The 23,326-nt window shown below is 38.4% G+C and carries 33 protein-coding genes and 1 pseudogene; 26 read left to right on the top strand and 8 right to left on the bottom strand.

What is annotated here, in order from left to right; translation table 11 throughout:
* Positions 1–23 precede the first annotated feature (23 nt).
* Positions 24–263 carry a NifU family protein gene (locus MHI57_RS10885; RefSeq protein WP_095372024.1) on the bottom strand — a complete coding sequence of 80 codons (240 nt, stop codon included), beginning with the start codon at positions 261–263 and terminating at the stop codon, positions 24–26.
* 154 nt (positions 264–417) lie between these two features.
* Here MHI57_RS10885 and MHI57_RS10880 point away from each other — a divergent pair, with 154 nt between their 5' ends.
* Entirely contained in the window at positions 418–741 is a 324-nt protein-coding gene (locus MHI57_RS10880) for a YuzD family protein (protein WP_095372025.1), read from the top strand.
* 70 nt (positions 742–811) lie between these two features.
* Here MHI57_RS10880 and MHI57_RS10875 read toward each other — a convergent pair whose 3' ends face one another.
* A complete protein-coding gene (locus tag MHI57_RS10875) occupies positions 812–2,338 on the bottom strand; it encodes an AbgT family transporter (RefSeq protein WP_340976340.1) in 1,527 nt (508 codons plus the stop codon).
* Between the two features lie 356 nt (positions 2,339–2,694).
* Between MHI57_RS10875 and MHI57_RS10870 the strand changes: the two genes are divergently transcribed.
* Positions 2,695–3,303 carry a hypothetical protein gene (locus MHI57_RS10870; protein ID WP_340976339.1) on the top strand — a complete coding sequence of 203 codons (609 nt, stop codon included), beginning with the start codon at positions 2,695–2,697 and terminating at the stop codon, positions 3,301–3,303.
* 860 nt (positions 3,304–4,163) lie between these two features.
* Here MHI57_RS10870 and MHI57_RS10865 read toward each other — a convergent pair.
* From MHI57_RS10865 to MHI57_RS10855, 3 genes are all read right to left on the bottom strand, one after another.
* Positions 4,164–5,336 (bottom strand): hypothetical protein, encoded by a 1,173-nt coding sequence (locus MHI57_RS10865; protein ID WP_340976338.1) that lies wholly within the window; start codon positions 5,334–5,336, stop codon positions 4,164–4,166.
* 270 nt (positions 5,337–5,606) lie between these two features.
* A complete protein-coding gene (locus MHI57_RS10860; RefSeq protein ID WP_307318353.1) occupies positions 5,607–6,350 on the bottom strand; it encodes a GNAT family N-acetyltransferase in 744 nt (247 codons plus the stop codon).
* 528 nt (positions 6,351–6,878) lie between these two features.
* Positions 6,879–7,946, bottom strand: coding sequence for an NAD(P)/FAD-dependent oxidoreductase (locus tag MHI57_RS10855; protein WP_095372031.1), 1,068 nt, complete (start codon positions 7,944–7,946; stop codon positions 6,879–6,881).
* Between the two features lie 262 nt (positions 7,947–8,208).
* On the opposite strand from MHI57_RS10855, the gene MHI57_RS10850 reads away from it, so the two are divergent.
* The 6 genes and pseudogenes from MHI57_RS10850 to MHI57_RS10825 all read left to right on the top strand — a co-directional run bounded on the left by MHI57_RS10850 (position 8,209) and on the right by MHI57_RS10825 (position 12,078).
* Positions 8,209–8,439 carry a DUF1450 domain-containing protein gene (locus MHI57_RS10850; protein WP_095372032.1) on the top strand — a complete coding sequence of 77 codons (231 nt, stop codon included), beginning with the start codon at positions 8,209–8,211 and terminating at the stop codon, positions 8,437–8,439.
* A 122-nt stretch (positions 8,440–8,561) separates the two neighbouring features.
* Entirely contained in the window at positions 8,562–8,924 is a 363-nt protein-coding gene (locus MHI57_RS10845) for a HesB/IscA family protein (protein ID WP_191817221.1), read from the top strand.
* A gap of 217 nt (positions 8,925–9,141) precedes the next feature.
* Entirely contained in the window at positions 9,142–10,167 is a 1,026-nt protein-coding gene (locus MHI57_RS10840; protein ID WP_340976334.1) for a tyrosine-type recombinase/integrase, read from the top strand.
* A 105-nt stretch (positions 10,168–10,272) separates the two neighbouring features.
* Positions 10,273–10,548 (top strand): annotated as a pseudogene (locus MHI57_RS10835) (helix-turn-helix domain-containing protein); the annotation flags it as partial.
* Positions 10,549–10,686: 138 nt separating this feature from the next.
* On the top strand, positions 10,687–11,037 hold the full coding sequence (locus MHI57_RS10830) for a hypothetical protein (RefSeq protein ID WP_340978700.1): 351 nt from the start codon (positions 10,687–10,689) through the stop codon (positions 11,035–11,037).
* Positions 11,038–11,535: 498 nt separating this feature from the next.
* The gene (locus MHI57_RS10825) at positions 11,536–12,078 is read left to right on the top strand and encodes a site-specific integrase (protein WP_340976333.1); all 543 of its coding nucleotides are present in this window, start codon (positions 11,536–11,538) and stop codon (positions 12,076–12,078) included.
* A 9-nt stretch (positions 12,079–12,087) separates the two neighbouring features.
* Here MHI57_RS10825 and MHI57_RS10820 read toward each other — a convergent pair whose 3' ends face one another.
* The gene (locus MHI57_RS10820; RefSeq protein ID WP_340976331.1) at positions 12,088–12,504 is read right to left on the bottom strand and encodes an endonuclease domain-containing protein; all 417 of its coding nucleotides are present in this window, start codon (positions 12,502–12,504) and stop codon (positions 12,088–12,090) included.
* 63 nt (positions 12,505–12,567) lie between these two features.
* Between MHI57_RS10820 and MHI57_RS10815 the strand changes: the two genes are divergently transcribed.
* From MHI57_RS10815 to MHI57_RS10800, 4 genes are all read left to right on the top strand, one after another.
* Positions 12,568–12,783, top strand: a complete 216-nt coding sequence (locus tag MHI57_RS10815; RefSeq protein WP_340976330.1) for a helix-turn-helix transcriptional regulator — start codon at positions 12,568–12,570, stop codon at positions 12,781–12,783.
* A gap of 136 nt (positions 12,784–12,919) precedes the next feature.
* Complete coding sequence (locus tag MHI57_RS10810; RefSeq protein WP_340976329.1) at positions 12,920–13,108, top strand: hypothetical protein; 189 nt, start codon at positions 12,920–12,922, stop codon at positions 13,106–13,108.
* The gene (locus MHI57_RS10805; RefSeq protein ID WP_340976327.1) at positions 13,105–14,244 is read left to right on the top strand and encodes an FtsK/SpoIIIE domain-containing protein; all 1,140 of its coding nucleotides are present in this window, start codon (positions 13,105–13,107) and stop codon (positions 14,242–14,244) included. Before MHI57_RS10810 ends, MHI57_RS10805 begins: the two co-directional genes overlap by 4 nt.
* Complete coding sequence (locus tag MHI57_RS10800) at positions 14,222–14,851, top strand: hypothetical protein (protein ID WP_340976325.1); 630 nt, start codon at positions 14,222–14,224, stop codon at positions 14,849–14,851. Before MHI57_RS10805 ends, MHI57_RS10800 begins: the two co-directional genes overlap by 23 nt.
* Before the next feature lie 7 nt (positions 14,852–14,858).
* Here MHI57_RS10800 and MHI57_RS10795 read toward each other — a convergent pair whose 3' ends face one another.
* A complete protein-coding gene (locus MHI57_RS10795) occupies positions 14,859–15,161 on the bottom strand; it encodes a hypothetical protein (RefSeq protein ID WP_340976324.1) in 303 nt (100 codons plus the stop codon).
* A gap of 182 nt (positions 15,162–15,343) precedes the next feature.
* On the opposite strand from MHI57_RS10795, the gene MHI57_RS10790 reads away from it, so the two are divergent.
* Complete coding sequence (locus MHI57_RS10790; protein ID WP_340976323.1) at positions 15,344–15,676, top strand: YolD-like family protein; 333 nt, start codon at positions 15,344–15,346, stop codon at positions 15,674–15,676.
* Between the two features lie 187 nt (positions 15,677–15,863).
* Positions 15,864–16,910: a tyrosine-type recombinase/integrase gene (locus tag MHI57_RS10785; protein WP_340976321.1), complete on the top strand. Its 1,047-nt coding sequence runs from the start codon at positions 15,864–15,866 to the stop codon at positions 16,908–16,910.
* A 75-nt stretch (positions 16,911–16,985) separates the two neighbouring features.
* Here MHI57_RS10785 and MHI57_RS10780 read toward each other — a convergent pair whose 3' ends face one another.
* Positions 16,986–17,264 (bottom strand): helix-turn-helix domain-containing protein, encoded by a 279-nt coding sequence (locus tag MHI57_RS10780; protein ID WP_340976319.1) that lies wholly within the window; start codon positions 17,262–17,264, stop codon positions 16,986–16,988.
* 210 nt (positions 17,265–17,474) lie between these two features.
* Between MHI57_RS10780 and MHI57_RS10775 the strand changes: the two genes are divergently transcribed.
* The 12 genes from MHI57_RS10775 (at position 17,475) to MHI57_RS10720 (ending at position 23,319) form a co-directional block, all read left to right on the top strand.
* The gene (locus MHI57_RS10775) at positions 17,475–17,975 is read left to right on the top strand and encodes a hypothetical protein (protein WP_340976318.1); all 501 of its coding nucleotides are present in this window, start codon (positions 17,475–17,477) and stop codon (positions 17,973–17,975) included.
* The gene (locus MHI57_RS10770; RefSeq protein ID WP_340976317.1) at positions 17,972–18,262 is read left to right on the top strand and encodes a hypothetical protein; all 291 of its coding nucleotides are present in this window, start codon (positions 17,972–17,974) and stop codon (positions 18,260–18,262) included. Before MHI57_RS10775 ends, MHI57_RS10770 begins: the two co-directional genes overlap by 4 nt.
* Positions 18,259–18,498 carry a hypothetical protein gene (locus MHI57_RS10765; protein WP_340976316.1) on the top strand — a complete coding sequence of 80 codons (240 nt, stop codon included), beginning with the start codon at positions 18,259–18,261 and terminating at the stop codon, positions 18,496–18,498. Before MHI57_RS10770 ends, MHI57_RS10765 begins: the two co-directional genes overlap by 4 nt.
* A gap of 2 nt (positions 18,499–18,500) precedes the next feature.
* Positions 18,501–18,734, top strand: coding sequence for a hypothetical protein (locus MHI57_RS10760; protein WP_340976315.1), 234 nt, complete (start codon positions 18,501–18,503; stop codon positions 18,732–18,734).
* 391 nt (positions 18,735–19,125) lie between these two features.
* Positions 19,126–19,344 (top strand): hypothetical protein, encoded by a 219-nt coding sequence (locus MHI57_RS10755; protein WP_340976312.1) that lies wholly within the window; start codon positions 19,126–19,128, stop codon positions 19,342–19,344.
* 222 nt (positions 19,345–19,566) lie between these two features.
* On the top strand, positions 19,567–19,731 hold the full coding sequence (locus MHI57_RS10750) for a DUF5659 domain-containing protein (protein ID WP_340976310.1): 165 nt from the start codon (positions 19,567–19,569) through the stop codon (positions 19,729–19,731).
* A gap of 12 nt (positions 19,732–19,743) precedes the next feature.
* A complete protein-coding gene (locus MHI57_RS10745) occupies positions 19,744–20,472 on the top strand; it encodes a hypothetical protein (protein ID WP_340976309.1) in 729 nt (242 codons plus the stop codon).
* A 60-nt stretch (positions 20,473–20,532) separates the two neighbouring features.
* A complete protein-coding gene (locus MHI57_RS10740; RefSeq protein WP_340976307.1) occupies positions 20,533–20,760 on the top strand; it encodes a helix-turn-helix domain-containing protein in 228 nt (75 codons plus the stop codon).
* A gap of 345 nt (positions 20,761–21,105) precedes the next feature.
* Complete coding sequence (locus tag MHI57_RS10735) at positions 21,106–21,963, top strand: hypothetical protein (protein WP_340976305.1); 858 nt, start codon at positions 21,106–21,108, stop codon at positions 21,961–21,963.
* Between the two features lie 122 nt (positions 21,964–22,085).
* Positions 22,086–22,208 carry a hypothetical protein gene (locus MHI57_RS10730; protein WP_340976303.1) on the top strand — a complete coding sequence of 41 codons (123 nt, stop codon included), beginning with the start codon at positions 22,086–22,088 and terminating at the stop codon, positions 22,206–22,208.
* Between the two features lie 112 nt (positions 22,209–22,320).
* Entirely contained in the window at positions 22,321–22,506 is a 186-nt protein-coding gene (locus tag MHI57_RS10725; RefSeq protein WP_340976301.1) for a hypothetical protein, read from the top strand.
* A 60-nt stretch (positions 22,507–22,566) separates the two neighbouring features.
* Complete coding sequence (locus MHI57_RS10720) at positions 22,567–23,319, top strand: hypothetical protein (protein ID WP_340976299.1); 753 nt, start codon at positions 22,567–22,569, stop codon at positions 23,317–23,319.
* The last annotated feature ends 7 nt before the right edge of the window (positions 23,320–23,326 follow it).

Below are 23,326 nucleotides of genomic sequence, written 5' to 3'. Positions count from 1 at the left end.
TCGCTTTTTTAATTAAGTAGGCATTAGAAAACTTGTTCTACTTCCACAACACCAGGAACTTCTTCTAAAAGAGCACGTTCAATACCTGCTTTAAGAGTAATTGTAGAACTTGGGCAACTACCACATGCGCCTAAAAGACGTAATTTTACAATCCCGTCTTCTACATCTACTAATTCACAATCTCCTCCATCACGAAGAAGGAACGGTCTTAATTTATCTAGTACTTCTTGGACTTGACCTGTCATTTCTGCTTGTTCTGCCATTTAAAATCGACTCCTTTCATATCTATATTATAATCAAGATAACCATAAAAATCTATGATAAGGAAACATTTACTTATGTCTGTTATTATACTATATTGTAAAATAGAATGAAGAGTGAAATTATTTTTTTTATTGAAAAAGGGGGAAGCATTTCATGGCTGACCAATTAGAGATTATTGTATATGGAGCAGATGTTCTATGTGCAAGCTGTGTGAATTTACCGTCATCTAAAGAGACATACGAATGGCTTGAAGCGGCACTGGCAAGAAAGTTTGAAAACCAAAAATTTAAAGTATCATATGTCGATATATTCAACCCACCATTAGATGAAGAAAAAAAAGCTTTTGCCTCTCGTGTAATTGAAGAAGATATGTTTTATCCCGTAGTTAAAATCAAAGATCAAATTGTTGGAGAAGGTAATCCTAGGTTGAAAGTGATTTATGCGGAGATGGAGAAATACGGATTTACAGCGGTGTGAATGAAAAAAAGATGCAACCTCTGACCTCAGATGAATGAGATAGAGGCTGCATTTTTTGTTAAAAAAGCATTTATTCATACATAATCGGTGCACCTGGTCCAAGCTCTATACCAAGTAACATCCACACAATCAACATAAGTGTCCATCCGACTAAGAAGAACATTGAATAAGGAATCATTGTTGATACAAGCGTACCAATTCCCATCTTTTTATCATATTTCTGTGCAAAAGCAATAATAATGGCAAAATACGTCATCAACGGAGAAATGATATTTGTTGATGAATCTGCAATTCGATAGGCCATCTGAGTAAGTTCAGGTGAATAACCTAATTGCATCATAATTGGAACAAATACCGGAGCCATCATTGCCCACTTTGCAGAAGCACTGCCGATAAATATGTTAATAAATGCAGCAATAAGAATAAAGACGATAATTAATGGAATGCCTGTGAGGTTAATGTTTTGTAAGAATTCAGCACCATAAACCCCTAGAACTAATCCAATATTAGATTCATTAAAGTAAGCGACAAATTGTCCCGCTGTAAAAGCTAGTACAATAAACATTCCCATTGACGCCATTGTATCAGAGAGTTGATTTGCCACATCTTTATCATTTTTAATCTCTCTAGTAACCATGCCATAGACTAAACCTGGAATAAAGAAAAGAATCGCAATAATTGGTACTAAAGAACTCATGAATGGAGAGGAGATAATTGGTTGATCACCAGTACCACGCATTGGAGCACCTTCCGGTAAAACGAGTAATGCTGCTAAAATAACTCCTACTACAATTGAAACACTTGACCAGATTAACCCCTTCTTTTCGATAGCTGTTAACTTTTCAACTTTTTCCCTGTAGTCGCCTTTATATTCCCCAAGTCGTGGTTCAACAATTTTTTCTGTTACCCACGCTCCTATAACTGTCAATAAAAACACAGAAACAATAATGAACCAATAATTCATGGCAATGCTCATACCTTCTGCATAAACAGGATCTATAATTGCAGCACCTGCAATGGTTAGCTCCCCTAATAATGCATCTGTACCTGAAAGTAAAAGGTTTGCACTAAATCCTCCTGATACCCCGGCAAAGGCTGCAGCTAATCCTGCCAATGGATGTCTACCTACTGCTGCAAAAAGAAGTGCACCAAGTGGCGGTAATACAACATATCCTGCATCGGAAGCGACACTAGACATGATTCCTGCGAACACTAATCCTAGTGTAATAAATCGCTTAGGTACTGATAAGACAAACCCACGTAATAAGGCACTAATAAGTCCTGAGCGCTCAGCAATACCTATCCCTAACATCGTCACTAAAACGACACCTAGAGGGGCAAACCCAATAAAGTTATCTGTCATACTAGAAAATATATATTGGATACCTTCTGCACTTAAAAGGTTAGTAATTTCAACCATTTTGCCTTCTTCGCCCGGGTGCTCTACCCTAATTCCTAGTTGTGATAGACCAGCAGATAATAGCAAAACAATTAATGACAATATTGCGAATAAAGTGACGGGATGAGGCAATTTGTTACCAATTGTTTCAACACTATCTAATGAACGCTGCAAGTAACCTTTTCTCTTTTTCTTCATTTATATTTTCTCCCTTCTTTCTATTTAGGAAATATTTTGAATATAACCTAACTATTTTGTAAGCGCTTCTTTGCCATTATAAAGGGCAAGTCTCTATAAGAAAATAGAAAGAGAGAAAGTAAGAAAACTGTTATTTTTGTAAAAATTCATATCATTATAAAGGAATTTGGTTTTTATGTAAAAAAACAACCATTATAGCAAGAGAATACTGTGGTGATACTTAATTTTGTCCTGAAGAGAATACGTATTGATAAAAGGATATTTTATGAAATGCCCTTTATTAGTTGAAACTTTTGAAAGCTAAATGAGTCTAATTTTTAAAAGTGATAGAAAAAAAGTAAAAAAGGAGAAACGGAATGAAAGGTTTTATTGTCATTTTTTTGTTGCTTATGGGATTGAATTATTTCGTTTATATGCATTTATCCTCCCCTTCTTTTGAATCTCGAGAAAGATCAAAAATAGGGTTTCTTCTATTAGATAAGCATATGTTAATTGGTGATGAAGATTTTCAACAGGCAGACCTTCATCTTGATGTAAATCGTTTAAAAGAAAAGTACGACACTATCTACTATCTATCATATAAAGCACCTCAGCTTCCAGAGGGTATAAAGAACGGCGATAAAGTGAAAGTAAGCTATAGTAAGATATCTCAAACACAAATTCCTCAAATCGCTGTAAAAGCTATGGAACTGTATACATCATCTTGTGAAAAAAAGAGTGTACTGGTAGGACATATTTATATAGAAGAAAAAATCTTAATAGAAGATGGAAATTTCCATGCCAAAGACATCCATTTAGATATGGATGAATTACAAGCAAAATACCAAATTGTATTATTACATATAGAGTCACCGCTTCTTTTAGAGGGGATTGTTAGTGGTGATCAAGTAGCTATCGGATATAGTCGCATGCTTGAATCATATCCACCAAAAGCATTGGTTACCTGTATAGAAAAATTGAATTAAGTACGTTTGTTTCATAAGTGAAATAAGGTAATACCCGAGGGTGTTTTAGAGTTATGATAGTCGTTTGTTCAAGCGAAGTATAACCATCGTAGTTTAAATTTTGGTTCAATTCTATATATCCTTCTGGAGACCAAAAACCTCCATTATTTCTGAAGTACCAATTATTACTTTCTGTAAAAACATTGTATTTATGCTCAGTAAAGACATCTAAAAAGAAACTTCCGCCTTTTTTTCTAAAAATATGTTGTAATAATTTTTTTCAGTCAATAGGTGCAAGAGTGCCATAATCACAGTATATATAAGTGTCGCAAAGTCATATTGATTTTCGTCAGTTATATTTAAGTAATTTTCATTACGATCATATATTAATTCCTTCTCTAATTTTAAACACAAAAAACCGTAGAGATTTTACTCTACGGCCTAAAAAGAAGAATCCATCCGGAGAGCAAAATATCAATTTCGAGCATAACAAATAAGCATTTATTCATACCTATTTATTTTGCTTCAAATTGATTGTTTCACCTTTCTCCAGTCATAATAAAGTTCACGAAAATTAAACTTCTTCTATGCCGAACCTCTTCACCTAACCTTCTTGTGTTTTCATAAATAAAATTAACTACTATATTTTTAATATTAAGATGTGTATCACAACTACTGTGTATTATAAAATAAACGAGTCGCTTTAATGCTTAACCTTTAAAGCTAGTGGCAAGGGGGGTGAAAAAAATGTATTCCGAACCCCTGTTTAACTATTTCCCTCCTTATCGGAGCAGAAAACTTTCATTTGTAATCCAAATCAATGATTCTATAAAAGGCGAGTAAGTGGGAATGTTCGTTGTTGACTTACTCCTGTGGAAACCCTATCCAACCCTTTGTATAATAATTGCTGAACGATTTATGGCTTGATTGTCTACCCCTGTTCCAGCTAGCAAATTGATAGTTGCACTAAAGTTTCTAATGGTTACTATTCCTCCAGCAGGGATAGAAACGATTGTAAAACCGTTAAATTGACTTCTATCAGTATCTGGAAAAGTGACATATTCTTCACCAAAGAAGGAAAGGGGTTGGGCAGCACCGTTAATGGTTACTGCAAACGCAGAATTAATTGTGCCTCCCCCTGTTTCAGAACGTAATGATAAGGCATAGTCAATACGATAAACACCAGATACATTTACTACTATATTTGATGATACTGGTGTGAATGTGAAACCAGAAGTTGACGCTGGACTAGATAGATCGAAAATCACATCTTCATTTGTAGCAACTACTTGGTTTCCTCCAATTCCTGCAGCATTAAAGTACTGCGGTACAAAGGCTTCACCAGTTGGACCTGTTACTCCCGTTATTCCAGTTAACCCAGTAACCCCCGTTAAACCAATAGGCCCAGTCACACCGGTGAGTCCGGTAACCCCTGTCAAACCAATGGGTCCAGTTACACCGGTGGGGCCAGTAGCTCCTGTCAAACCAATAGGTCCAGTTATACCGGTGGGACCGGTAACCCCTGTCAAACCAATGGGTCCAGTTATACCGGTGGGACCGGTAACCCCTGTCAAACCAATGGGTCCAGTTACACCGGTGGGGCCAGTAGCTCCTGTCAAACCAATAGGTCCAGTTATACCGGTGGGACCGGTAACCCCTGTCAAACCAATAGGTCCAGTTATACCGGTGGGCCCAGTAACTCCTGTCAAACCAATAGGTCCAGTTATACCGGTGGGCCCAGTAACTCCTGTCAAACCAATAGGTCCAGTTATACCGGTGGGTCCGGTAACTCCTGTCAAACCAATAGGTCCAGTCACACCGGTGGGCCCAGTAACTCCTGTTAAACCAATGGGTCCAGTTATACCGGTGGGCCCAGTAACTCCAGTTAAACCAATGGGTCCGGCCACACCGGTGGGCCCAGTATCTCCCGTCAAACCAATGGGACCAGTTACACCGGTGGGCCCAGTATCTCCTCTAATATAATAAGGTTTACACTTATATATATTGCATTCATTACAATTTTCATGTGAATGATAGTTAAATCCTAACAGCATTATCTTCCCCCCTTTTTTTGCTTTTACATATATTATTAAAATTAAGAGGAAAGAGATTGTATTTATACCTATTACTTACTAAACATATAGAGAAACTCGACTAATCATGTCCAATCTGATTCTTCTCATATTCCGTTTTCTCATCTTATCAAGGCAATCTAATTAAATGGTTTATACAATTGCCACGACTAAATTTCGCTCAACAAAAGCGCTCTATAATGGAGTAGTTGAGGATCTATAATTATCTGATATAGTTGAATTAGGATTGGGTCAAACATTTTTTTTAACTCTGTACCAATACTTGTAAATTTCCGAATAACCAATTTTAGAATAAAGCCTTAATGCAGGTTTATTATTCAAAAGAACAGCTAGGTAACTGTATTTAGCTCCATTTTCTTTCCCCCATTTTAGTAAATTCAATATCAACTGTTCGCCAAACCCTTGATTCCTAAATTTAATGTCAGTGACAATATCATAAAGTCCTATGTAGTCCCTTTCTATAACCCCAAGACCACAGGCAATCACATCTGCTTTATAATATAGTGATATAAAGCACTTTTGAGTTGTAATATTGGACAACATTTGTACCATCGTATCTTTGTTTTTTTCTTCAACATTATTCAGTCTACAAAAATTATCTAGCCACTCAATATTAATATTTCTATCTAGTTTTACAGAATGGTAGGTTGGTTCTATGATGCCATTTAGCGCCATGGTTTGAACACTTGTACAATCAATTAAAGAATAAGCTTTTTCCTCCAAAATCTCATCTAAATTTTCTGGTTTAACAAAAGGCGTAATTTTAAATGTAGTACTTAGTTCATTATTAGAGTAGTTTTTCTCGCATTCTCTAATTTTTTGATTTAAATCATAAGTTGAATAATGGATAGGATTAATTGAATTAGCACGTTTCGTATAACCATTTGAAAATCGTAGTACCCACCCATCGTAAAGTAACGTAGATAATGGCTGCCAATTGTTTAAAGATAGTTCTTCAATAATTTTATAATTCATTTTTCCCTCCAGATAACTTTTGAATAATAATAAATTATTTTGAATTAACATTCAATGATTAAAAACAATCCTTTTTGGGAAGAGCAACAAAAGAGGAATTAGAAGAATAGGTACAACAATGCATTACGGATTATGCTTGCTGTTTCACCAGAAGCAATCCCAGTTGGGAGCCACTGAGTATCTTGGAGATGAATCACCTAAGGTATTGGCCTAGGCATTAAACCCGTTAGTTGATTTGATAGTTGCGAGTTTTCCTCTTTCATCCGTTGTTGTTGTTGTTGGTTCATGTTTTTTCATGTTAGAGAAAAGTGATAGAGCATGAACTGGAATTCAGTATGGAGCACTTGGATATGGATTATCAAATTATGCCAATGTTGTTGAAAGTTTTGAAGGCAATTGAAAGAGCAATATAAAAACCCAACAAAAAAAGTACAATCTCTAAAAGAAATTGTACTTCCTGTATTTAAAAGGATTGAAAAACCCTTTTAAATCAATGAATGATAAAATTGCAGATAATCTAGTGAATGATTAACCGTTATGATATTTGTACATCCAAAGAATGCCTGATTTAATAAGGCGTGCTACTCGTCCTGTAATTGGACGTTCGGCAACTAAACCAAAGCCGTGTTTTTTACCTAAAGAACCCATGATTCCTTTTAGTTTTATTACTGGAAGGGTTTCGGGTAGTTCTTCATTTTTCCAACGTTTTAAAAGGACTTGTACAATTTGTTCTGCTTGTCCTTCAGCTAGTTGCGCACTTGGTGCGTGAGGAAGGCTTGCGCAGTCACCTACTACATATACATGCTCGTCATCAGGGATATTGTGATACTTGGTTAATACGACTCTACCCTGTTTGTCTTTTTCAACATCCATCGCACGTACAACATGTGTCGGCTGAATACCTGCAGTCCATACAACGACATCACTTTCAATCCGCTCATCATGGTTGTATAGAGCGCCTTCTTCGACTTTAGTGATATTAGAGTTGTTAATGACTTGTACGCTTCGAGAGTTAAACCAGTTTTGTACATATTTACTTAGTCTCTCTGGGAAGGCAGATAAGATGCGATTCCCCCGATCAAACAACTTGACCGTTAAATCAGGTCTGCTTTCATTTAGTTCAGATGCTAACTCGATACCACTGAGACCAGCACCAACAATCGAAACAATGGCACCGGCTGGCAAATTATTCAGCGTTTCATATGTTTTTCGTGACTTGGCAATAGATTGAATACTGTGAGTATATACATCTGCCCCAGGAACATTATGGTATTTATCTTCACAACCAAGTCCAACAATTAGATCGTCATATGAAATTGGTTGTTGATCGTTTAAATGAACCATCTTTTCTTTTGTGTCAATTTTTGTAATATCTCCATATTGAATGTTCAAGCGAGGGTGTTCTGGAAAAGCAACACGTACATGTTGATCGGAAATCGTTCCAGCGGCAAGTGCATAGTATTCTGTTTTTAAACAATGATAAGGTACCCGGTCGACGAGAGTAATCGAAACATCATCCGGCAGTTGATTCGGTAAAAGGCGAGCAAGCACTCGCATTCCTCCGTATCCTCCCCCTAGAATAACAAGATTTTTCATTTGCTGATATCCCCTTTATTTTGTCCGTTCTCATACAAGAAGATAATCTGATACAATGGAAAAAACACAAGTGTCCAAATTATCTTAAAAAAATAAATATAACCATCCATATTGCATAATCCCATAAAAAGTATAACGAAATTATCTCTAAATCACAACAGAAAACAAAAGGAAACTTATGTAGAAAGGACGGAGTAAAAATATTCTGATATTTATAGTTTCTTGAAAAGAAGGAAAAGGAAGCGAATAAGGAGTTAATATTATGAGGAAGATTGTTGTAGAATTTTGTATAACAAATATGGCCAATGGTTCTCACCATGCCTTTGCAAAGTTAAAAAATGATTATGATTTAGATGTCATTGAATATGGCTGTTTAGGATATTGTGGGAAGTGCCGGCATTTATTATTCGCTTTAGTTGACAATGACATCATTCATGGGGAAAATGCGGAGGAATTAGTTTATAACATTTATCAACATTTAGATGAAGAATAATGTTCCTTTACTCTTTTGTTGCCATATAATAAGGTATAGGTACGTTAATGAAGGCAGTAAGTTTGTGAAACACTGTAAAGAAGTATATACTAAGCCTATAATATAAACTTGGAGGGATTATGATGAATCAAGTTGTTGAGATTACAGAAGCGGCAGCCCTTCACATTAAAGAAATGATGAAACAAAATGAAGAAGAGAACGCCAAGCTACGTGTAGCAGTAAAGGGCGGTGGCTGTAGCGGATTATCTTACGGAATGGGCTTTGCTCAAGAAGTAGAAGAAGACGACATTCCTTTTGAATTACATGGCCTTGAAATCGTTGTAAGTAAAGAAGATGCACCGATTCTACAAGGGACAAAAATAGACTATAAAGAATCCATGATGGGTGGCGGTTTCACAATCGACAACCCAAATGCGATTGCCAATTGCGGCTGTGGATCTTCTTTTAGAACCGCAACTAAGGTTGGTACGCCAGAAGAGTGCTAGGCGGTATATCAACGTTTTGAGTCGATTTTGATGCCGGGATATTATCTCGATAATCTAAACGATAACTGATGCGCAGGGTTGCCGATTGCATTAGTAAATCGGCGCCATATGCATTAGTTGACGACGTGGAAACAACCCTTGTTTGGGCGATTTAGGATTAATAATAACGACCTTTCTTAGCGATGAAAAAAAATCGTTAGGGGAGGTCGTTTTTGTTTTGGCGTTAAAGAAACGAAATCGCATCAATAAACTTTCGCAAGATACGAAGAATTTTCCGCAATTAACTTTCGAGCAAGCAATCGATATAGTTGTTTCTGGCAAGCGTGCGGAAGGTGTGCGCGATAGGACAGTACGAGATTATACGAAAATGTGGGGGTATTTTACCGACTGGCTGAATGACAATTATGAGGTCAAAAATGTCGATGAGCTAAATGCCGAGGTATTCCGCAACTACATAAACTTCATGAAATACGATAAACGGAAGTACGACGGCCATAAGTACATTGACGCAAATAAACAAGAAATCGGCTTATCTGATACGACTATTAATATCAATTTGCGTACATTACGGGCGATATTTAACTATCTTCAACGCGAGGAGTTAATCGAAATAAATCCGATTGAAAGAATTAAGCTGATTCGACAGGACATTGACTTGACGAACTGTTTAACGAATGAAGAAGTGAAAGAAATATTGCGTCAACCTAATATGCGCGACTATGTGGGTTATAGAGACGCCGTAGCGATAAACTTGCTATTAGATTCGGGTTTACGCGCAAATGAATTGATAGGCCTAAGAGCTGGCGATATCGACTTTAAAACGCGATTCATTACGTTAGCAGGCGATAGAAATAAGAACCGTAAGCCTCGCTTAGTACCGATATCAACGCATGTCGTAAAGATGCTATTGCAATTAATCAATGAGAACGTAGCCCATTTCAAGACTGATCGCGTATTCTTATCATGCTACGGCGAGCCATTAGGTCAGAACCAATTTAATAAAAGGCTGAAATATTACGCAGAGAAGGCAGGCATTACTGATAAGAAGGTAACGGCACACGTCTATCGCCATACATGGGCGAAAAATATGATACTGAACGGATGTGATGCGTTTACTTTACAGAAAATTGGAGGCTGGGCTGATATACGTACAATGCGACGTTATATACAGATGGATACAGAAGAAATGCGTCGTAGTCACGATGATTATTCGCCGATTAATCGCATGAGAAGAAGTCTTTAAACAAAAAAATAGCGCAAGGTTGCTACCAACAACCTAACGCCCTGAGAATTAAACGATAAATTAAGTATATCGAAAAAAATAGCGTTTTGCAACGCTTATTTAACTATGCTTAAAACAGGGTTGGCGCGGAAAGGAAACCCGATGCACTATCTATCCGACTACCAAACGTTCCAATCGAAGCAGCAATTAAACGAAGCTATAGCCGAGCACCTTTCGGAACACTATTACGAGTTGTCCGAAACGGATCGCGCTGTCCTAAACACTATCGCTTGCTATGCGGTCAAATTTGCAGGCGCTGCGCATCTTAAAGTAGCGACAATCGCGAATACTATAGCAAAGAGCGAAAAGACTGTCCGACGCGCAATCAACCGTCTGCAAGACCTACGAATCATTCGGAAGCTAGTTACGACGCGCAAAATAACAGGCGGCCAAGGTGCGAACATAATTCAAGTGTTGCCGTTTGTGATTCGCGATGACCAGGCGGAAGTGTCCAAGCGTGAGGATAGCGTCGAGCCAGTAGTGCCAAGCGTTCAGCCGACCGAAATCGAAAACGAACCATTTAATTCTTTTAAACAAAATACTGTTATAAATAATACGTATAGGGCGTTCAAGCAATCCGTTGAATACTATGTTAAAGACGCGAAGCTAACAAATAAGCTATACGGCATCTATATTGCGCAAACGTCGTACATAAAGAACTGTCACGAATCTATCGATCTATTAAACTGCGGAATTGAAGCCGTCATGACTACCTTTAAGGCGACTAAACGCAAGGCTATACGTAACATTGCCGGCTATTATCATGGTGTGCTTGACCGCGTTCTAGACGGTCTGATGTACGCAGTTTTGCCGAGCATTGCCGAAGAATAAGAATATCCGTAGGGCATAGTGCTATTTATCAGGCGAAAGGCGCTGGCGCACGAGGGGCCCGAAATCATCGGGGTTGAGCTGTGCAAGGCTGATCGTTTATGCAGCTTTCTATGCAAGGTGATAGAGATGGATATAATTGACAAAAACTATTATAACGCGGTTTATACGACTGCATAAACGAACGCGAATATTATACGTAAGAGATACGTCTATAAACGTTGATATAAAGACGTTTAATCGAATGAATGAACGTAACAAAATGCGTTTGTGTTACATAATATATTCGTTTTAATGCATAATATATACATCGTATCAATAGGCGGGGGGTACTCCGTGAATCAGCGCTCCCACCAGTCATACTAACCTTACGCGCATCAAATTTTAACCTCGGGGGTAAAAAATACGCTAGAAAATTTTTGAATTTCGAAGGTTGATTTATGCATACTTCCGTAATATAATTTACGTAACAAAACGAGAATAATCGGAGGTATGTTACATATGAACACGGTCGAACCAATCCGCAAGAAATCGGACATTGAACGCATGAAAAAAGCGCTAGGCAATCCACGCGACAAGCTACTTTTTATCTTCGGCATTAATTCAGCGTTACGTATATCGGACATTCTTGCGCTAACGGTAGGCGATGTGCGCGGCAGGGATACGCTCGCAATTAAAGAAACTAAAACGCGCAAGTCTAAGCGATTCAAGTTAAATCCAGCGATACAGAAGGCTATACGTGAGCTAGTGCCGGCAGAAGCTGACGACAATGCGCCGTTATTTCCCTCGCGGAGAGGTACGAAAGCGATTAGTCGCGTTCAAGCTTGGCGCATATTGAACGGGGCAGCCGAGCGAGCTGGCGTTGATGTAGAGATTGGTACGCATACGCTACGCAAAACGATGGCTTATCACGCGTATAAGGCAGGCGTAGATATCGCATTGTTAATGAATGTGTTGAGCCATAGTAGCCAGCGCGAGACGTTGCGTTATATAGGGATTACGCAGGAGCAAGTTAATGACGTGTTTGAGTCGATTAATCTTTGAACGCCTGTTTTAATAAATTTCTCTACTTGTTACCTCATCAATTCTTTTTATAACTTTAGATAATTCCCTATTAATTTGACGCCCGCTGAAACGCAATACAACCCAGCCATTATTACGTAAGAATTTGTCCTTTTTACGGTCATGTGCTTTTTGTGCGGGTGATGAATGGTACGCTTTTCCGTCACATTCAATTGCGATTTTATAATTAGGTAGAGTTAAATCGATTCTATACCTTCCGCATTTCACTTGAGTATTTACAATAAATCCGTGATCAATTAGTGCCTCAAATAGCCGACCCTCTATGTGGCTTTCGCATTTGATTCTTTCTTGTTGTATCTCATTTAACACCGGAGCTGGCGGTTTAAAAAAGATAAACGCTAATAATCCTATTGCAAGCAGTCCGAAAAATACAATGTATTCAATCATTATAGGTCCTCCAAAAAGGTATCATAATAAGTATTGGCGAATGTATTAGGCGAGGTGAGTCCTATGCCGATACACAATAGATTAAAAGAATTACGCCACGATCATCGAATGAATCAAACAGAATTTGCAGCGTATCTCGAAATTAGTCACGGTCAGTATAATCGTTACGAACGAAACAGTACGCAACCTTCGTTAGAAGTAGCCTTAAAAATAAGCAAAAAGTTAGGTTGTGCTGTGAACGATATATTTCTAATTGTAGACAAGCCGTCTGCTACTTAGTCATAAATTATGTAGGGACACGCAATATTACCGCAGTTATTGCATAAGATTCAACATAGCAAAGCTACTTCAGTTTATTCCTTTCAATTGTTCATCTAATGCGAAATTAACAACTTGTTAAAAGGAGAGGATAACAATGTTATTTAGTGGAGGGTTATTACTAGCTGCCGGCACGACGTTATTAGTTGCGATAGCTGACAGCGCGCTCGAGTCATATGGCTATGGATGGCTTGGCACCTTTTTGCGGATTGCATTACCTGTGGCTGGCTTGATTACAGGTGTCTATTTTATCGAGCATAATGCTTTAATCGGATGGTTGCGATGAGCTGGCGCGCAAAGTTGTCTGTTCGCCACAAGCTTGTTAAAACATTCAAGGCAGGCGGCTTCTTTCTCGGAGAAATCAATCGTCCAATTCTTCCTAAAATCCACGACATTAAACTTACTACTGATTCCACTATCGCAACTTTTACGATTCCTAACGGACTTGATCCTAAATTGCTTACAAAACATTCCTACGTTTTTAATCAATATTTCGGTGAACACGTTAAGCTAGACGGTGAATACAAGCGTTTTACTGTAACTATTAGTCATCGCAAGTTGCCATCGAAACTTGATTATATCCTTCCGGATTTATCGCGATATGATGTGCCCATACTTTGTGGTCAGGATGAGTCAGGACGTATGTTGGCATATGATGCCGTCAATGAGCCGAACTGTTTAATTGCTGGCGAACCCGGTGCGGGCAAGTCAACGCAGTTACGTTCTATCTTAACTACTCTTATTCAAACGAAAACTCCCGACGAACTGCATATCTATCTAGGCGATCTAAAAATGAGCGAATTTTTTCTGTTCAAAGGCGTTGAAAACGTAAAGTCAGTCTGCGTCTACCCTGAACATTTAGCGCGCATGCTGGCGTATCTGCATAAAGAAATGAAACGTCGTGGCGAACTACTTAACGATGCAGGCGTTACGCATATTAACAAGCTACCAAAGCGACCGCCGTATATACTTGTCGCGATAGATGAACTCTTGATGATAATGGACGATAAACAAATGAGCAAGCAAATTGTTCAATTGGTTGCGTTAGGTCGTGCCCTAGGTATCTACGTCATTTTATCGTTACAGCGCCCGTCACATGACGTCCTTGATACAAAGATACGCGGATTACTGACCGTAAGGATGGGCTTTAGAACAACGGATTTATCTAATTCTCGAATTATTGGAACACCGGGCAGCGAGAAGATAAGCAAAGTAACGCCTGGAAGATTCTTATGCAAACGCGACGACCTAACAGAGCTGCAAGCGCCGTATTTATCGGAAGAATCTGCGGAGAAGATATTAACGAAGTATAAAACGGATGAGTGGGTCGATCGGTTTACGGATAAAAGTTCAAATGTCCGGTCGATTGAACAATTAACGGAAGAGGATGTGTTTAACGATGCCATTAACGAAGAGAGATAAGGAGATTATAGCGGACCTTAATCGATTCCGCGTAATGGACAGAAACAGTATAGCGGAAATCCATTTTTCTGGCTTAAAGAAGCCGATTACAGCAGCTAATGCCGTCTTGCTTCGATTGCTTCGCGATGGTCATATTCAACGTTCCACTTCATTTAGTCCTTACGTCTACTTTTGCGCAGATAACCGTGTCAAAAAGAACAGCGCTAAGATAGGTCATTGGTTAGCGATTCTTGATGTCTATAAGCAAATGCGGAGGCATAATGCTATCCAATCATTTACAGTTGAACCGAAGCTAGGATTAAAGGGGACGGCAGAGCCAGATATTTACGCAATCTTCCGAAAGACGCCTTTTTATATTGAAGTTCAACGTACCCAATATTCTGTGAAGGTCTTGGCCGCCAAGTTGCAACGGTACGCCGATTTACATCGAATGAAGCCATTCCCACATTTACTTATTATTTCTGAAGTAAAATACGAATTAACTACTGAGTTTCCCTTCCGTGTGTTCCAGGCGAAGAGTTTTACTGGTTTTATAGAGTCCCTTAAGCCTATTAAAGAGGTGAATTTACCGAAAGAAATTGATGGAATTAAAATAAAGATTAATTAACCAGTTATTACTCATTTTTATACTCTTCTTTAATATAATCTGTCATATAATGTTTTACTTCATCAAAGTTTTTAAAGTATTCAGTGTCATAAATTGCTATTATTTCTCCAGGATAATTAAAATAATAACCAAATAGCTCAAGTTCCCCTTCGTATCCCATACTATAAAATTTTTGTATAATCTCATCGGAGTATTTCGCAAGTGTATGTTTCCCAAAAAGTGTATTCTCGTCAAGTATAATTCCAAATCTATCAAGTATTTGAAAAGCGTGGTTAAAAATTTTATTTTCGCTTTCTTTACTACTGAACAATAGAAGTTCCTCCCTTTTACTAAATCGTGATTTCGTTTTACCTATTTCGAGGCATTCTACGTAAATTCCTTTTATAATTTATCGAAATTTAGAATAATTTGGAGGAAAATAAAAAGTTATACAGGAACACTTGTTCGTGTATAATAAACCCTAAAGTGAATTAAGTGGAGGCGACTAACTTTATGATACGCGATAGAGGCCTGCAAAAATGGCACGGATTCTTTATGCCGGAGCATGTAACAGAACTAAATAAAATTCCTGATGAAATGAACAAATGTGAAAAACCACTAATCGACGAATATCAACGGGTAGAGTTTGACGAAAGAATAGCTTATGCGATGGAGTTTAATATGCCGGTCCGCCTTACATTGTGGATCGGCGGTCATCTCAAAGACACGATTGGGCGTGTACATTATTGTGATGTAGTTAAGCAACAATTGCGCATAGAAACACTGATGCACGATTTTGTACGCGTAAATTTATCGGACGTGGTTGGCGTTGAGATTATGGATTAATTTTGTTGTTCAAGTACGTAAACAGAGACGATTTAGGAAACGAATATTTTTGTGAGATTAACGATAAAAACGCAATTTAAAGACGAAAAAAAGAAACGCTTAACACCTTGCGGCTGTAGGGCTGATGACCTTTTTACTCATTGAAACAAAGTGTTATGATTATGGAAAATGAAAAAGGGTGTTGACTATGGCGAGAGGTCAATTTGCTAATAATCGAAGAATGAATTTTAGGAAAAGGAGAGTGAGTGAAAAAGTAAATCTGGAAGAATTAATAATTAAATTTATAGAAGCAAAAGAATTCGAAAATCGATCAATTAAGACAATCAAAACATATAAACAAACATTACATCACTTTTATCTGTGGTTTGAAGAACACGGTAGTCAGCGAGTAGATGAGGCTGTGATTAAGGAGTATCTTATTTTTATGAAGAGTAAAAAGGAAAAGTGGGATGATCATGAACACTTAGCATCTACGGGAATTGGGAAAGGGTTATCAATCAGGACTATTAATAATATTATTCGAAATATGAGGGTGTTTTTTAACTGGGCTTACAATAATAGATTAATAAGCTCCAATCCAATGTCTAATGTAAAGAATCTTAAAGAGGAAAATGACACATTTGAGGTTTTCACTGATAGCGATATAGAAAGGTTACTTAAAGAGCCGAATACTCGCGTGTTTACTGGTTTTAGGAACTATGTGATGATGCTGGTTCTGATTGACACAGGTGTCCGCATCAGCGAATTGGTAAATATTAAGGTTCAAGACGTGGATTTTAAGCTTAGCCAGATTGTTTTACCGGGGAGGATAACAAAAAATCAATCTCTCAGAGTATTGCCGATAGGTAAGAAAACGCAAAATGAGTTAGAAAACCTGTTAGATTATATGAATATTAGTGAAGAAGATTACTTATTCCTTAATCAATACGGAGAACAGTTCCATGCCGATAGCTTTGCGAAAACACTAAGAGAATACGGTAAGAAAGCAGGTATTACCGTTGCAAGATGTAGTCCGCATACTTTCCGGCATTACTTTGCAGTGAAATATTTGCGATCGGGTGGCGATGCGTTTAGTTTAATGCGAATACTTGGGCACTCCGACATGACGATGACTAATAGATACGTAAGATACGCTGATAATGAAATAAATGAAATTCACAAAAGAGCGTCACCGGTTGAAAATATATTCAGAACTAGTAATGTAAATAAAAATATTAGAAAAAAGCTATTTTAATTACAACGAATTATTACATTTAGATAAAGGAAGTAGCAAATGATTTGCGTAAACTCCTATAAAAATAGCCTCCGATTATTCGGGGGCTTTTACCGTTGGTTTATATGCAAATACATCTTCAACACCGTATACTTTCGAGTTCCCTTTTTCGATAGCAATCTTATTAGTAGCTTCTATAATTGCTTTAAGAGTTTCGAAGTTAACTTGTTTGGCATTACCAACTACTAAATCGTTTATTGTAGCAGGACGAACTTTTGATTCAACAGAAAGTGCATTTTTAGTAATCTTTAATTCTTCTAAGGTATCACCTAACAATGATACAAAGTCATTTTCTAGCATAGATTTTCCAGCCACGATAACATCACCTCTTAAGAATAATTATACTTTATAAAATTTTATTAGTAAACCTCTTGACGTATGACTCAAAGAGTTATATTATTAACTCAACAAGTAATACTCAATGAGTTATAAAGGGGGATTTCAAATGGGAGTTTTATTCGCTTGTTTGTGGTTTGCGTGGGCTGGTCTAGTCGCTTCAGCCTTTGTTGCTTGGGTGGTCAGCGAATGATTACGCCAATATCTAAATCAGTAGCAGTAGAAATGTTGGACGCAGTTGATCGCGTCATATTAAACCACGAGCTACACGAACTCATGTCGGATGAACAACGAAATAATCGCGAAATGGTCTGTCGTTATTACTTAGAGGATCATAAGTGGATTTTGCTCGAGGTATATTGGGCGCGAGAACTAGTTAAAACGATACGGTTCAATCGCACAGACTTGACGCTTATCAACACAAACGATGAAGGCTTCGGCGAAATAAAAGTTAAAAGTAAGGCGATAGTAAGCAAGAGGGCTATTGCCGAGAATCAAGGCTGCGGAACAGTTAGCTTTACGGTCATGCCGGAACCTATAACGCAAGTAAATGATATGGCTCGCTCAAGATTATTCGATTGTTATATCGGCAAGGAACTAACCGATAATGAGCTGCAATGGTTATCTACAGCTAGTTTTATGGATGTTGTTCAGCGCTACGCATTACCAATAGGAGGAGATTCCGAATGATTAGAAGAGAAAATATAAAGTTTTTTGCCACGCACGATGAGGGCTTCGGCGAACCTATCGTAGAAGAAACGGTTATTTTTGCAGATGAGATCGTCGCTCAGTTTAAGGGGTATGACGCGCTCACTTTCCGGGTCATGCCCGAGCCAATTGCGGAGAAGGATAACGTACTAGATTTAGCGCGTTGTAAAATCTTCCGCATCGATGTCGAGCGCGATTTCACCGACGAAGAGCTGGACTTTATGAGCGAAGCAAAATTCGTTGATGTAGTAAGGAGGTTTGCAAAATGAGAAAACGAATTGATGTCGAAATCATTTCTGATAAATGGGCGCCTTCTGACGCAGCTTATCGCGAAAAGGGCGTACTGTTTGATTCAGGCAAGGTAATATCGATTGATGACATTGGCGGGTTATCAGTCTATGAGTTGGCGTATATGAAAAGCGACAATCTGGCAGTTGTTGAGGAAAGCAAAGCGATAGATTATGGTCGAGACTTACTTATAAATCTAATTTTAGGAGGAAAATGAAAATGAAAAAGGTAACGGTTAAATATATCTATGGCGGAAAAATTGACGAACGCGATAGTGAGGTTGGAATCTTACTAGGTAATAAGGTCCTTGTAACTGGCGGTGGGGAAATTGGCTTATACGATGTAACACTGACGGAAGATGAAGGCGTAGTCATTATTGACTTGGATAATAACGCGGTGCAACATCTGCATAAACAGCCTGACATGTTGATCAATTTATTGTCGGCGGTTTAAATTTGCGAAAAGGTGATCGTTTAGTTCGGACGTCGATGGCAAGGGCGCCCGAGCTGACGACATAATTTAGGGCATTGGCTCAATGTGGAGCGGATTTTAGAGCGGCAACTCTACCGTTGTGCAATGAATCAGCGCCCTATGCCTATTTTCGTTTGGAACGGCCAGTTTGCAGCAGTAAAACGTTATATAAAGTACAACTTACGCCTACCAACGTGTAGCTGGCGAAGCAATATTCGAAATTGGTAAACGGCTCAAGCACGTTTAAGAAAATGACTTGGCGCACGGTGAGTGGTCGAAGTGGTGCGTTGAATCCTTTGGAATAAAGCGGCAGACAGCGAATCGTATGATTCAAGCATATGAACAATTTCCAAACGGTACGACGTCGTTACAAATGTCGGCTATTTTCGAGTTGATACAACTACCAAAAGAAATTGACCGTCAGCAATTCGTTGAGCAACCACACGCAGTCCCGTCAACAGGCGAAACAAAAACGGTAGATGAAATGACCGTCCGCGAGCTGCGCGAGGTTAAGAAGGCGTTGAAAGAGGCGGAGAATCAGCACGTTGTGTCAACATGTAGTATTTTTCTGTTGATTTTCAACTATATATAGATGTTGTGTGCATAAAAAAAGACCGCACGATCTGCCGCCAAAAAAAAAATAAAAAATATCAAAAAACTATTGAAAGTTTAATAGAAATAACCGATAATAAAGAAAGGAGTGTACCTATAAATAAACATAGGTATACTATTTTATTTCTTGATATTAGTATATTACTTAGTTTAAAACATGTCAAGCGGATTCAGCAAAAAATTATTTTGAGGGGGTGAGTGAATGAAGCATAAATGTATTTTAAGCATTCGGGTGGCTAAGTATTTACTGTTGAACGGCTTTAGGATAGTTGATATAGAGCCGTCGCGAAAGTTTAACGGGCAAGTAGTATTTATTTTCGAGGAAACGCCGGCACTAATAGAAGAATTATCTAAACTACACAAATAACGGAGGGATAGAATGATAACGACTAAAACATCTAAAAAACAAGCAGCTGAAACTATGAAAATTGTATACCGTGAACCTGTTGGCGATGGTGCTATCGAATTTGCGCGTCAGTTTATCGAAGGTTTGCACCGTGAATTTGCGCTAATAGCTATAAAGGATTTGAACGAAGGCAATTTGCTGGACGGGACAGATAAGCGCGTTAAACGCTGTGATTATTGTGGTTATTGGTGGCGTGATGAAAGTTCTCGGAATAGGAAGCAGACTTGTAGTAAGGAATGTAAGAAAAATATTAAGACAATGCAACGCAGGCAACAAAGAGCGGATTTAGAGTTATTGAATCCAAAACCAAAGAAGAAAACAAGGCGTGAAAATAATTACGTGTGGTGGCTGGAATACCCTTTTTGGCTCAACGAGTATGAAATGCTTAAGAATACGTGGAAAAATGAAGTTCCGCATTCTCCGTCAAAAATAAGTCAAATTTCCGCAGCTAAACAGCGAGATGAAATAATCGGAGGCAAGCGAAAACCTAAAGCGGTTGTTCCATATAATGGCGATGAAGCGGAACAGCCTAAAATATCCATTCTACATGCTAAGATTAAGGATAAAACCAAGCCCGGCGAGGTTGTAACTACGTATATGAGCAAGGGAGAAATAGAAAACTACTTTTCTAGTACGTACACAGAAGAACAATTACGCATGGAGCGATTTAGAGCGGTTTTAAGTGGCGACAAAAAAGTATAAGGGGAAGGGCGAAAGCCTGGTATTTTTTAGCGCAATGAGTACGGAAAAGGAGGGATATGAATGAGTGCGCATAGATTTAAGTTATTGCGATTAAAAAAGAAAATGACACAGAGACAATTTGCTGAACTGCTCGGAGTTTCAGAGTCTACAGTTGCTGCTATCGAGAACGGGAGACGTCAAATATCCGATCATATTCGAGTCAGTTTAGCAGAGCAGGGCGGAGTTGATGAAGATTTCTTATATTTTTTAGAGTCTCTAGAAAGAGTTTCGCAAATTTATCCATTGTAAGTATATCGCAAAAACTATCGGTTTGTCAACGGGCTATCGCCCGGCAATCGGGGGAAAACCGTCCCCCTCATGCAATTATATTATATGGTCGCGAAAGGTAATTAATTAAAAGAGTATTGGCGCCGAATGAGGGTTGTCTTTTACCCGAATGAAGGCGCAGGGGTTAAGTTCTATAGAGAAGATAAGAATGAATTTTAATCGCATAAGCCTGAAAACAAGAGTAAAACGTTGATATGGAAGGGTTTTCGGCTGATTTTGGACGTTTTTAAAGTGGAAAAAAAGACTACCTATCTAGCGGAAAAGTGGAAAAAAAGACTACCTATTTTTGACGAGGAGGGGAAAAAGATGAGTTTAAAAGAGCAAGTAAGGGCGCTATCTTCATCTAAACCGATAGGAAACGTCAAACTAATCGGCAATAACGGCTACGCAAAAGATGAAGCTGGCAGAACGTTCATAGTGGAATCGTTAGAGCAACGAGAGCAACGAAGGCTCGCTGTTATCAAAAAGTCAGATCAGCGTCAATTCTCATTCACACACATGCGCCACATTCGAGAGATAACTGACAATCTGCCGAATAAGACATGCGGATATGTATTAATGCTACAGCCGTACATCCAATATAAATCTAACGTGCTAATCAAGCCAGGTAGAGAAGAGTTTCCGTTGAATCAAAAAGGAATAGCGAGCGCCCTAAAGGTTACGCCACGTACCGCGAAAGTTGTCCTACAAGAACTAGAATTGCAGAACATTATAGAGGTAACTCAAGAAGGGTATTACAAGATTAATGAAAGGTACCATTTTCGCAAAAAGGTAAGGGAGGGCAAGGATATGCTAATCAAAACGTTCTTCACAACCTTGAAAGACTTGAACTTGAAACATGCAGAAATGGGTGCCCTATACAAGTTGTTACCGTATGTTCACTATGATACGAACATGGTTTGCGCCAATCCCTTCGAAGAAGTGCCCGCTAATATTCGTTTTCTAACAACGAAACAGATTGCAGAGGTTTTACAACTTAATGAAAAGAATGCAATCGCTACTTTGCGAGAATTAAAAAAAGCCGGAGCTGTTGCGGAAACGACGAAATACGTTCAAGACGGTCGAGTCAAATACATCACATTAAATCATAACATCTTCTACCGCAAACAGGGAGAACCGGATAGCTCACTTGTTGCAATGTTTAGCGCTAAACCGAATAAATAAAAGAGGATGAATAAAAGATGAATAACGAATTGTGGAAGTTAGAATCGGGTTGGCTCGCGGGTTGGACCACCGACCGCGACCTAATCCGAAGAATCAAGCGACACAAGAAGGATTGGACGATCATGGCAGATTACTTTCGCGCTGGTCGACTAGAAGCGGTTCAATTTCGCATTCCAATTGAGCAAAGGCGCCCGGCAGAACGCATGTTTAACGTGACTTATAATGAAGATAATCAAGCCGTTTGAGGCGTCTAAGGCAATTACCCTAGGCGTACTATTCAAACGGTTTTATTGCGTCTTAAAACGGCTGTTTGGCTTGAAAATCTGTCAATTACACGTAGTTCCGAGGAGGGTTTGGATGGCATTTACTTATGAGATTATTCGCGGCGAAGATACGCGAAAACCGCAGCTTGCAAGAGTAACCTTTGACGACGGCTGCAGCGTTGACTATTTATTCGGCCATTATTTGAGCGAGAGTAAGATTTCCGAAATGTTGCCTCGCCTAGTTATGGACGCTAAGGCAAGTCGTAGAAAAGCGGTTTAAAGTTTTACAGAAAAGTAAAGACGTTTTAAATATACAACAAAACGAAAAGGGGAGTACAAAATGAAAAATATAGATGTATATATGGTACACAGCGATAGTAGGGGTGGCGCCGTGCGTACTCAGGGCTTTATTTATTCTGTTGAGGAACACATAGCAAATCAGCTAATAAGTGAGGGAAAGGCCTCTAGAGTAGAGTTTAATGAGCTTAAACGATATGAAGATTCAGTAGCCGTGTTAACTGACGATCTTACTATAGCGGTAGAGAAAGTTTTACAGAATAATCGGTTGACAATTGATGCTAGAAAGTCTGATATTTTAAGCTTGGTGAATGAAGCAAAAATCAAGGCGGATAAGGTTCAAAGTGATTATATAGCTACATTAAAAAGACTTAAGCAGGATGCGGAAAAGAGGGCTATTTCATATGAGGAAGAAGAAAAAGTAGATTGGAATAAAATAAAACAGGATGCGGGCATTATTCGAACTCAGATTGTGATGCAACCTAATTTAATATCTGTAATATCAATTATCAACGATAAATTACCATTGTTGGAAAAACCAGTTATAAGAACATTGCTTTCTCAATTCTATGACATAAGAGCAGAACTAGAAAAGGTAGGTAGCAACCTAAAACCTGAAATTAAAAGACAGTCAATCAATGAGATTTATAGAAAGATACTGGAATTCTCTAAAGATGAGCAACAAGTAGGCAGCGATTTAGATTATCAAAAATTGGAAGCCAAGGAGAAATATCAAGGTAATATAACAAATCAATTTAATAAAGTAGCGGAAAGGTTACTAAGAAAGACGTCCTAAAATGGGC

The sequence above is a fragment of the Cytobacillus sp. FSL K6-0129 genome (genome assembly GCF_038007625.1).
GTDB classification, from domain to species: Bacteria; Bacillota; Bacilli; order Bacillales; family Cytobacillaceae; genus Cytobacillus; species Cytobacillus kochii.
The sequence above is the reverse complement of the archived record's forward strand: the minus strand, read 5'-3'. Positions and strand labels throughout refer to the sequence as shown.

Coding starts and splice junctions, on each gene's coding strand:
- MHI57_RS10885 (WP_095372024.1), bottom strand. CDS start 263: ATGGCAGAACAAGCAGAAATGACAGGTCAAGTCCAAGAAGTACTAGAT.
- MHI57_RS10880 (WP_095372025.1), top strand. CDS start 418: ATGGCTGACCAATTAGAGATTATTGTATATGGAGCAGATGTTCTATGT.
- MHI57_RS10875 (WP_340976340.1), bottom strand. CDS start 2,338: ATGAAGAAAAAGAGAAAAGGTTACTTGCAGCGTTCATTAGATAGTGTT.
- MHI57_RS10870 (WP_340976339.1), top strand. CDS start 2,695: ATGAAAGGTTTTATTGTCATTTTTTTGTTGCTTATGGGATTGAATTAT.
- MHI57_RS10865 (WP_340976338.1), bottom strand. CDS start 5,336: ATGCTGTTAGGATTTAACTATCATTCACATGAAAATTGTAATGAATGC.
- MHI57_RS10860 (WP_307318353.1), bottom strand. CDS start 6,350: ATGAATTATAAAATTATTGAAGAACTATCTTTAAACAATTGGCAGCCA.
- MHI57_RS10855 (WP_095372031.1), bottom strand. CDS start 7,946: ATGAAAAATCTTGTTATTCTAGGGGGAGGATACGGAGGAATGCGAGTG.
- MHI57_RS10850 (WP_095372032.1), top strand. CDS start 8,209: ATGAGGAAGATTGTTGTAGAATTTTGTATAACAAATATGGCCAATGGT.
- MHI57_RS10845 (WP_191817221.1), top strand. CDS start 8,562: ATGAATCAAGTTGTTGAGATTACAGAAGCGGCAGCCCTTCACATTAAA.
- MHI57_RS10825 (WP_340976333.1), top strand. CDS start 11,536: ATGAACACGGTCGAACCAATCCGCAAGAAATCGGACATTGAACGCATG.
- MHI57_RS10820 (WP_340976331.1), bottom strand. CDS start 12,504: ATGATTGAATACATTGTATTTTTCGGACTGCTTGCAATAGGATTATTA.
- MHI57_RS10815 (WP_340976330.1), top strand. CDS start 12,568: ATGCCGATACACAATAGATTAAAAGAATTACGCCACGATCATCGAATG.
- MHI57_RS10810 (WP_340976329.1), top strand. CDS start 12,920: ATGTTATTTAGTGGAGGGTTATTACTAGCTGCCGGCACGACGTTATTA.
- MHI57_RS10805 (WP_340976327.1), top strand. CDS start 13,105: ATGAGCTGGCGCGCAAAGTTGTCTGTTCGCCACAAGCTTGTTAAAACA.
- MHI57_RS10800 (WP_340976325.1), top strand. CDS start 14,222: ATGCCATTAACGAAGAGAGATAAGGAGATTATAGCGGACCTTAATCGA.
- MHI57_RS10790 (WP_340976323.1), top strand. CDS start 15,344: ATGATACGCGATAGAGGCCTGCAAAAATGGCACGGATTCTTTATGCCG.
- MHI57_RS10785 (WP_340976321.1), top strand. CDS start 15,864: ATGGCGAGAGGTCAATTTGCTAATAATCGAAGAATGAATTTTAGGAAA.
- MHI57_RS10775 (WP_340976318.1), top strand. CDS start 17,475: ATGATTACGCCAATATCTAAATCAGTAGCAGTAGAAATGTTGGACGCA.
- MHI57_RS10770 (WP_340976317.1), top strand. CDS start 17,972: ATGATTAGAAGAGAAAATATAAAGTTTTTTGCCACGCACGATGAGGGC.
- MHI57_RS10765 (WP_340976316.1), top strand. CDS start 18,259: ATGAGAAAACGAATTGATGTCGAAATCATTTCTGATAAATGGGCGCCT.
- MHI57_RS10760 (WP_340976315.1), top strand. CDS start 18,501: ATGAAAAAGGTAACGGTTAAATATATCTATGGCGGAAAAATTGACGAA.
- MHI57_RS10755 (WP_340976312.1), top strand. CDS start 19,126: ATGTCGGCTATTTTCGAGTTGATACAACTACCAAAAGAAATTGACCGT.
- MHI57_RS10750 (WP_340976310.1), top strand. CDS start 19,567: ATGAAGCATAAATGTATTTTAAGCATTCGGGTGGCTAAGTATTTACTG.
- MHI57_RS10745 (WP_340976309.1), top strand. CDS start 19,744: ATGATAACGACTAAAACATCTAAAAAACAAGCAGCTGAAACTATGAAA.
- MHI57_RS10740 (WP_340976307.1), top strand. CDS start 20,533: ATGAGTGCGCATAGATTTAAGTTATTGCGATTAAAAAAGAAAATGACA.
- MHI57_RS10735 (WP_340976305.1), top strand. CDS start 21,106: ATGAGTTTAAAAGAGCAAGTAAGGGCGCTATCTTCATCTAAACCGATA.
- MHI57_RS10730 (WP_340976303.1), top strand. CDS start 22,086: ATGGCAGATTACTTTCGCGCTGGTCGACTAGAAGCGGTTCAATTTCGC.
- MHI57_RS10725 (WP_340976301.1), top strand. CDS start 22,321: ATGGCATTTACTTATGAGATTATTCGCGGCGAAGATACGCGAAAACCG.
- MHI57_RS10720 (WP_340976299.1), top strand. CDS start 22,567: ATGAAAAATATAGATGTATATATGGTACACAGCGATAGTAGGGGTGGC.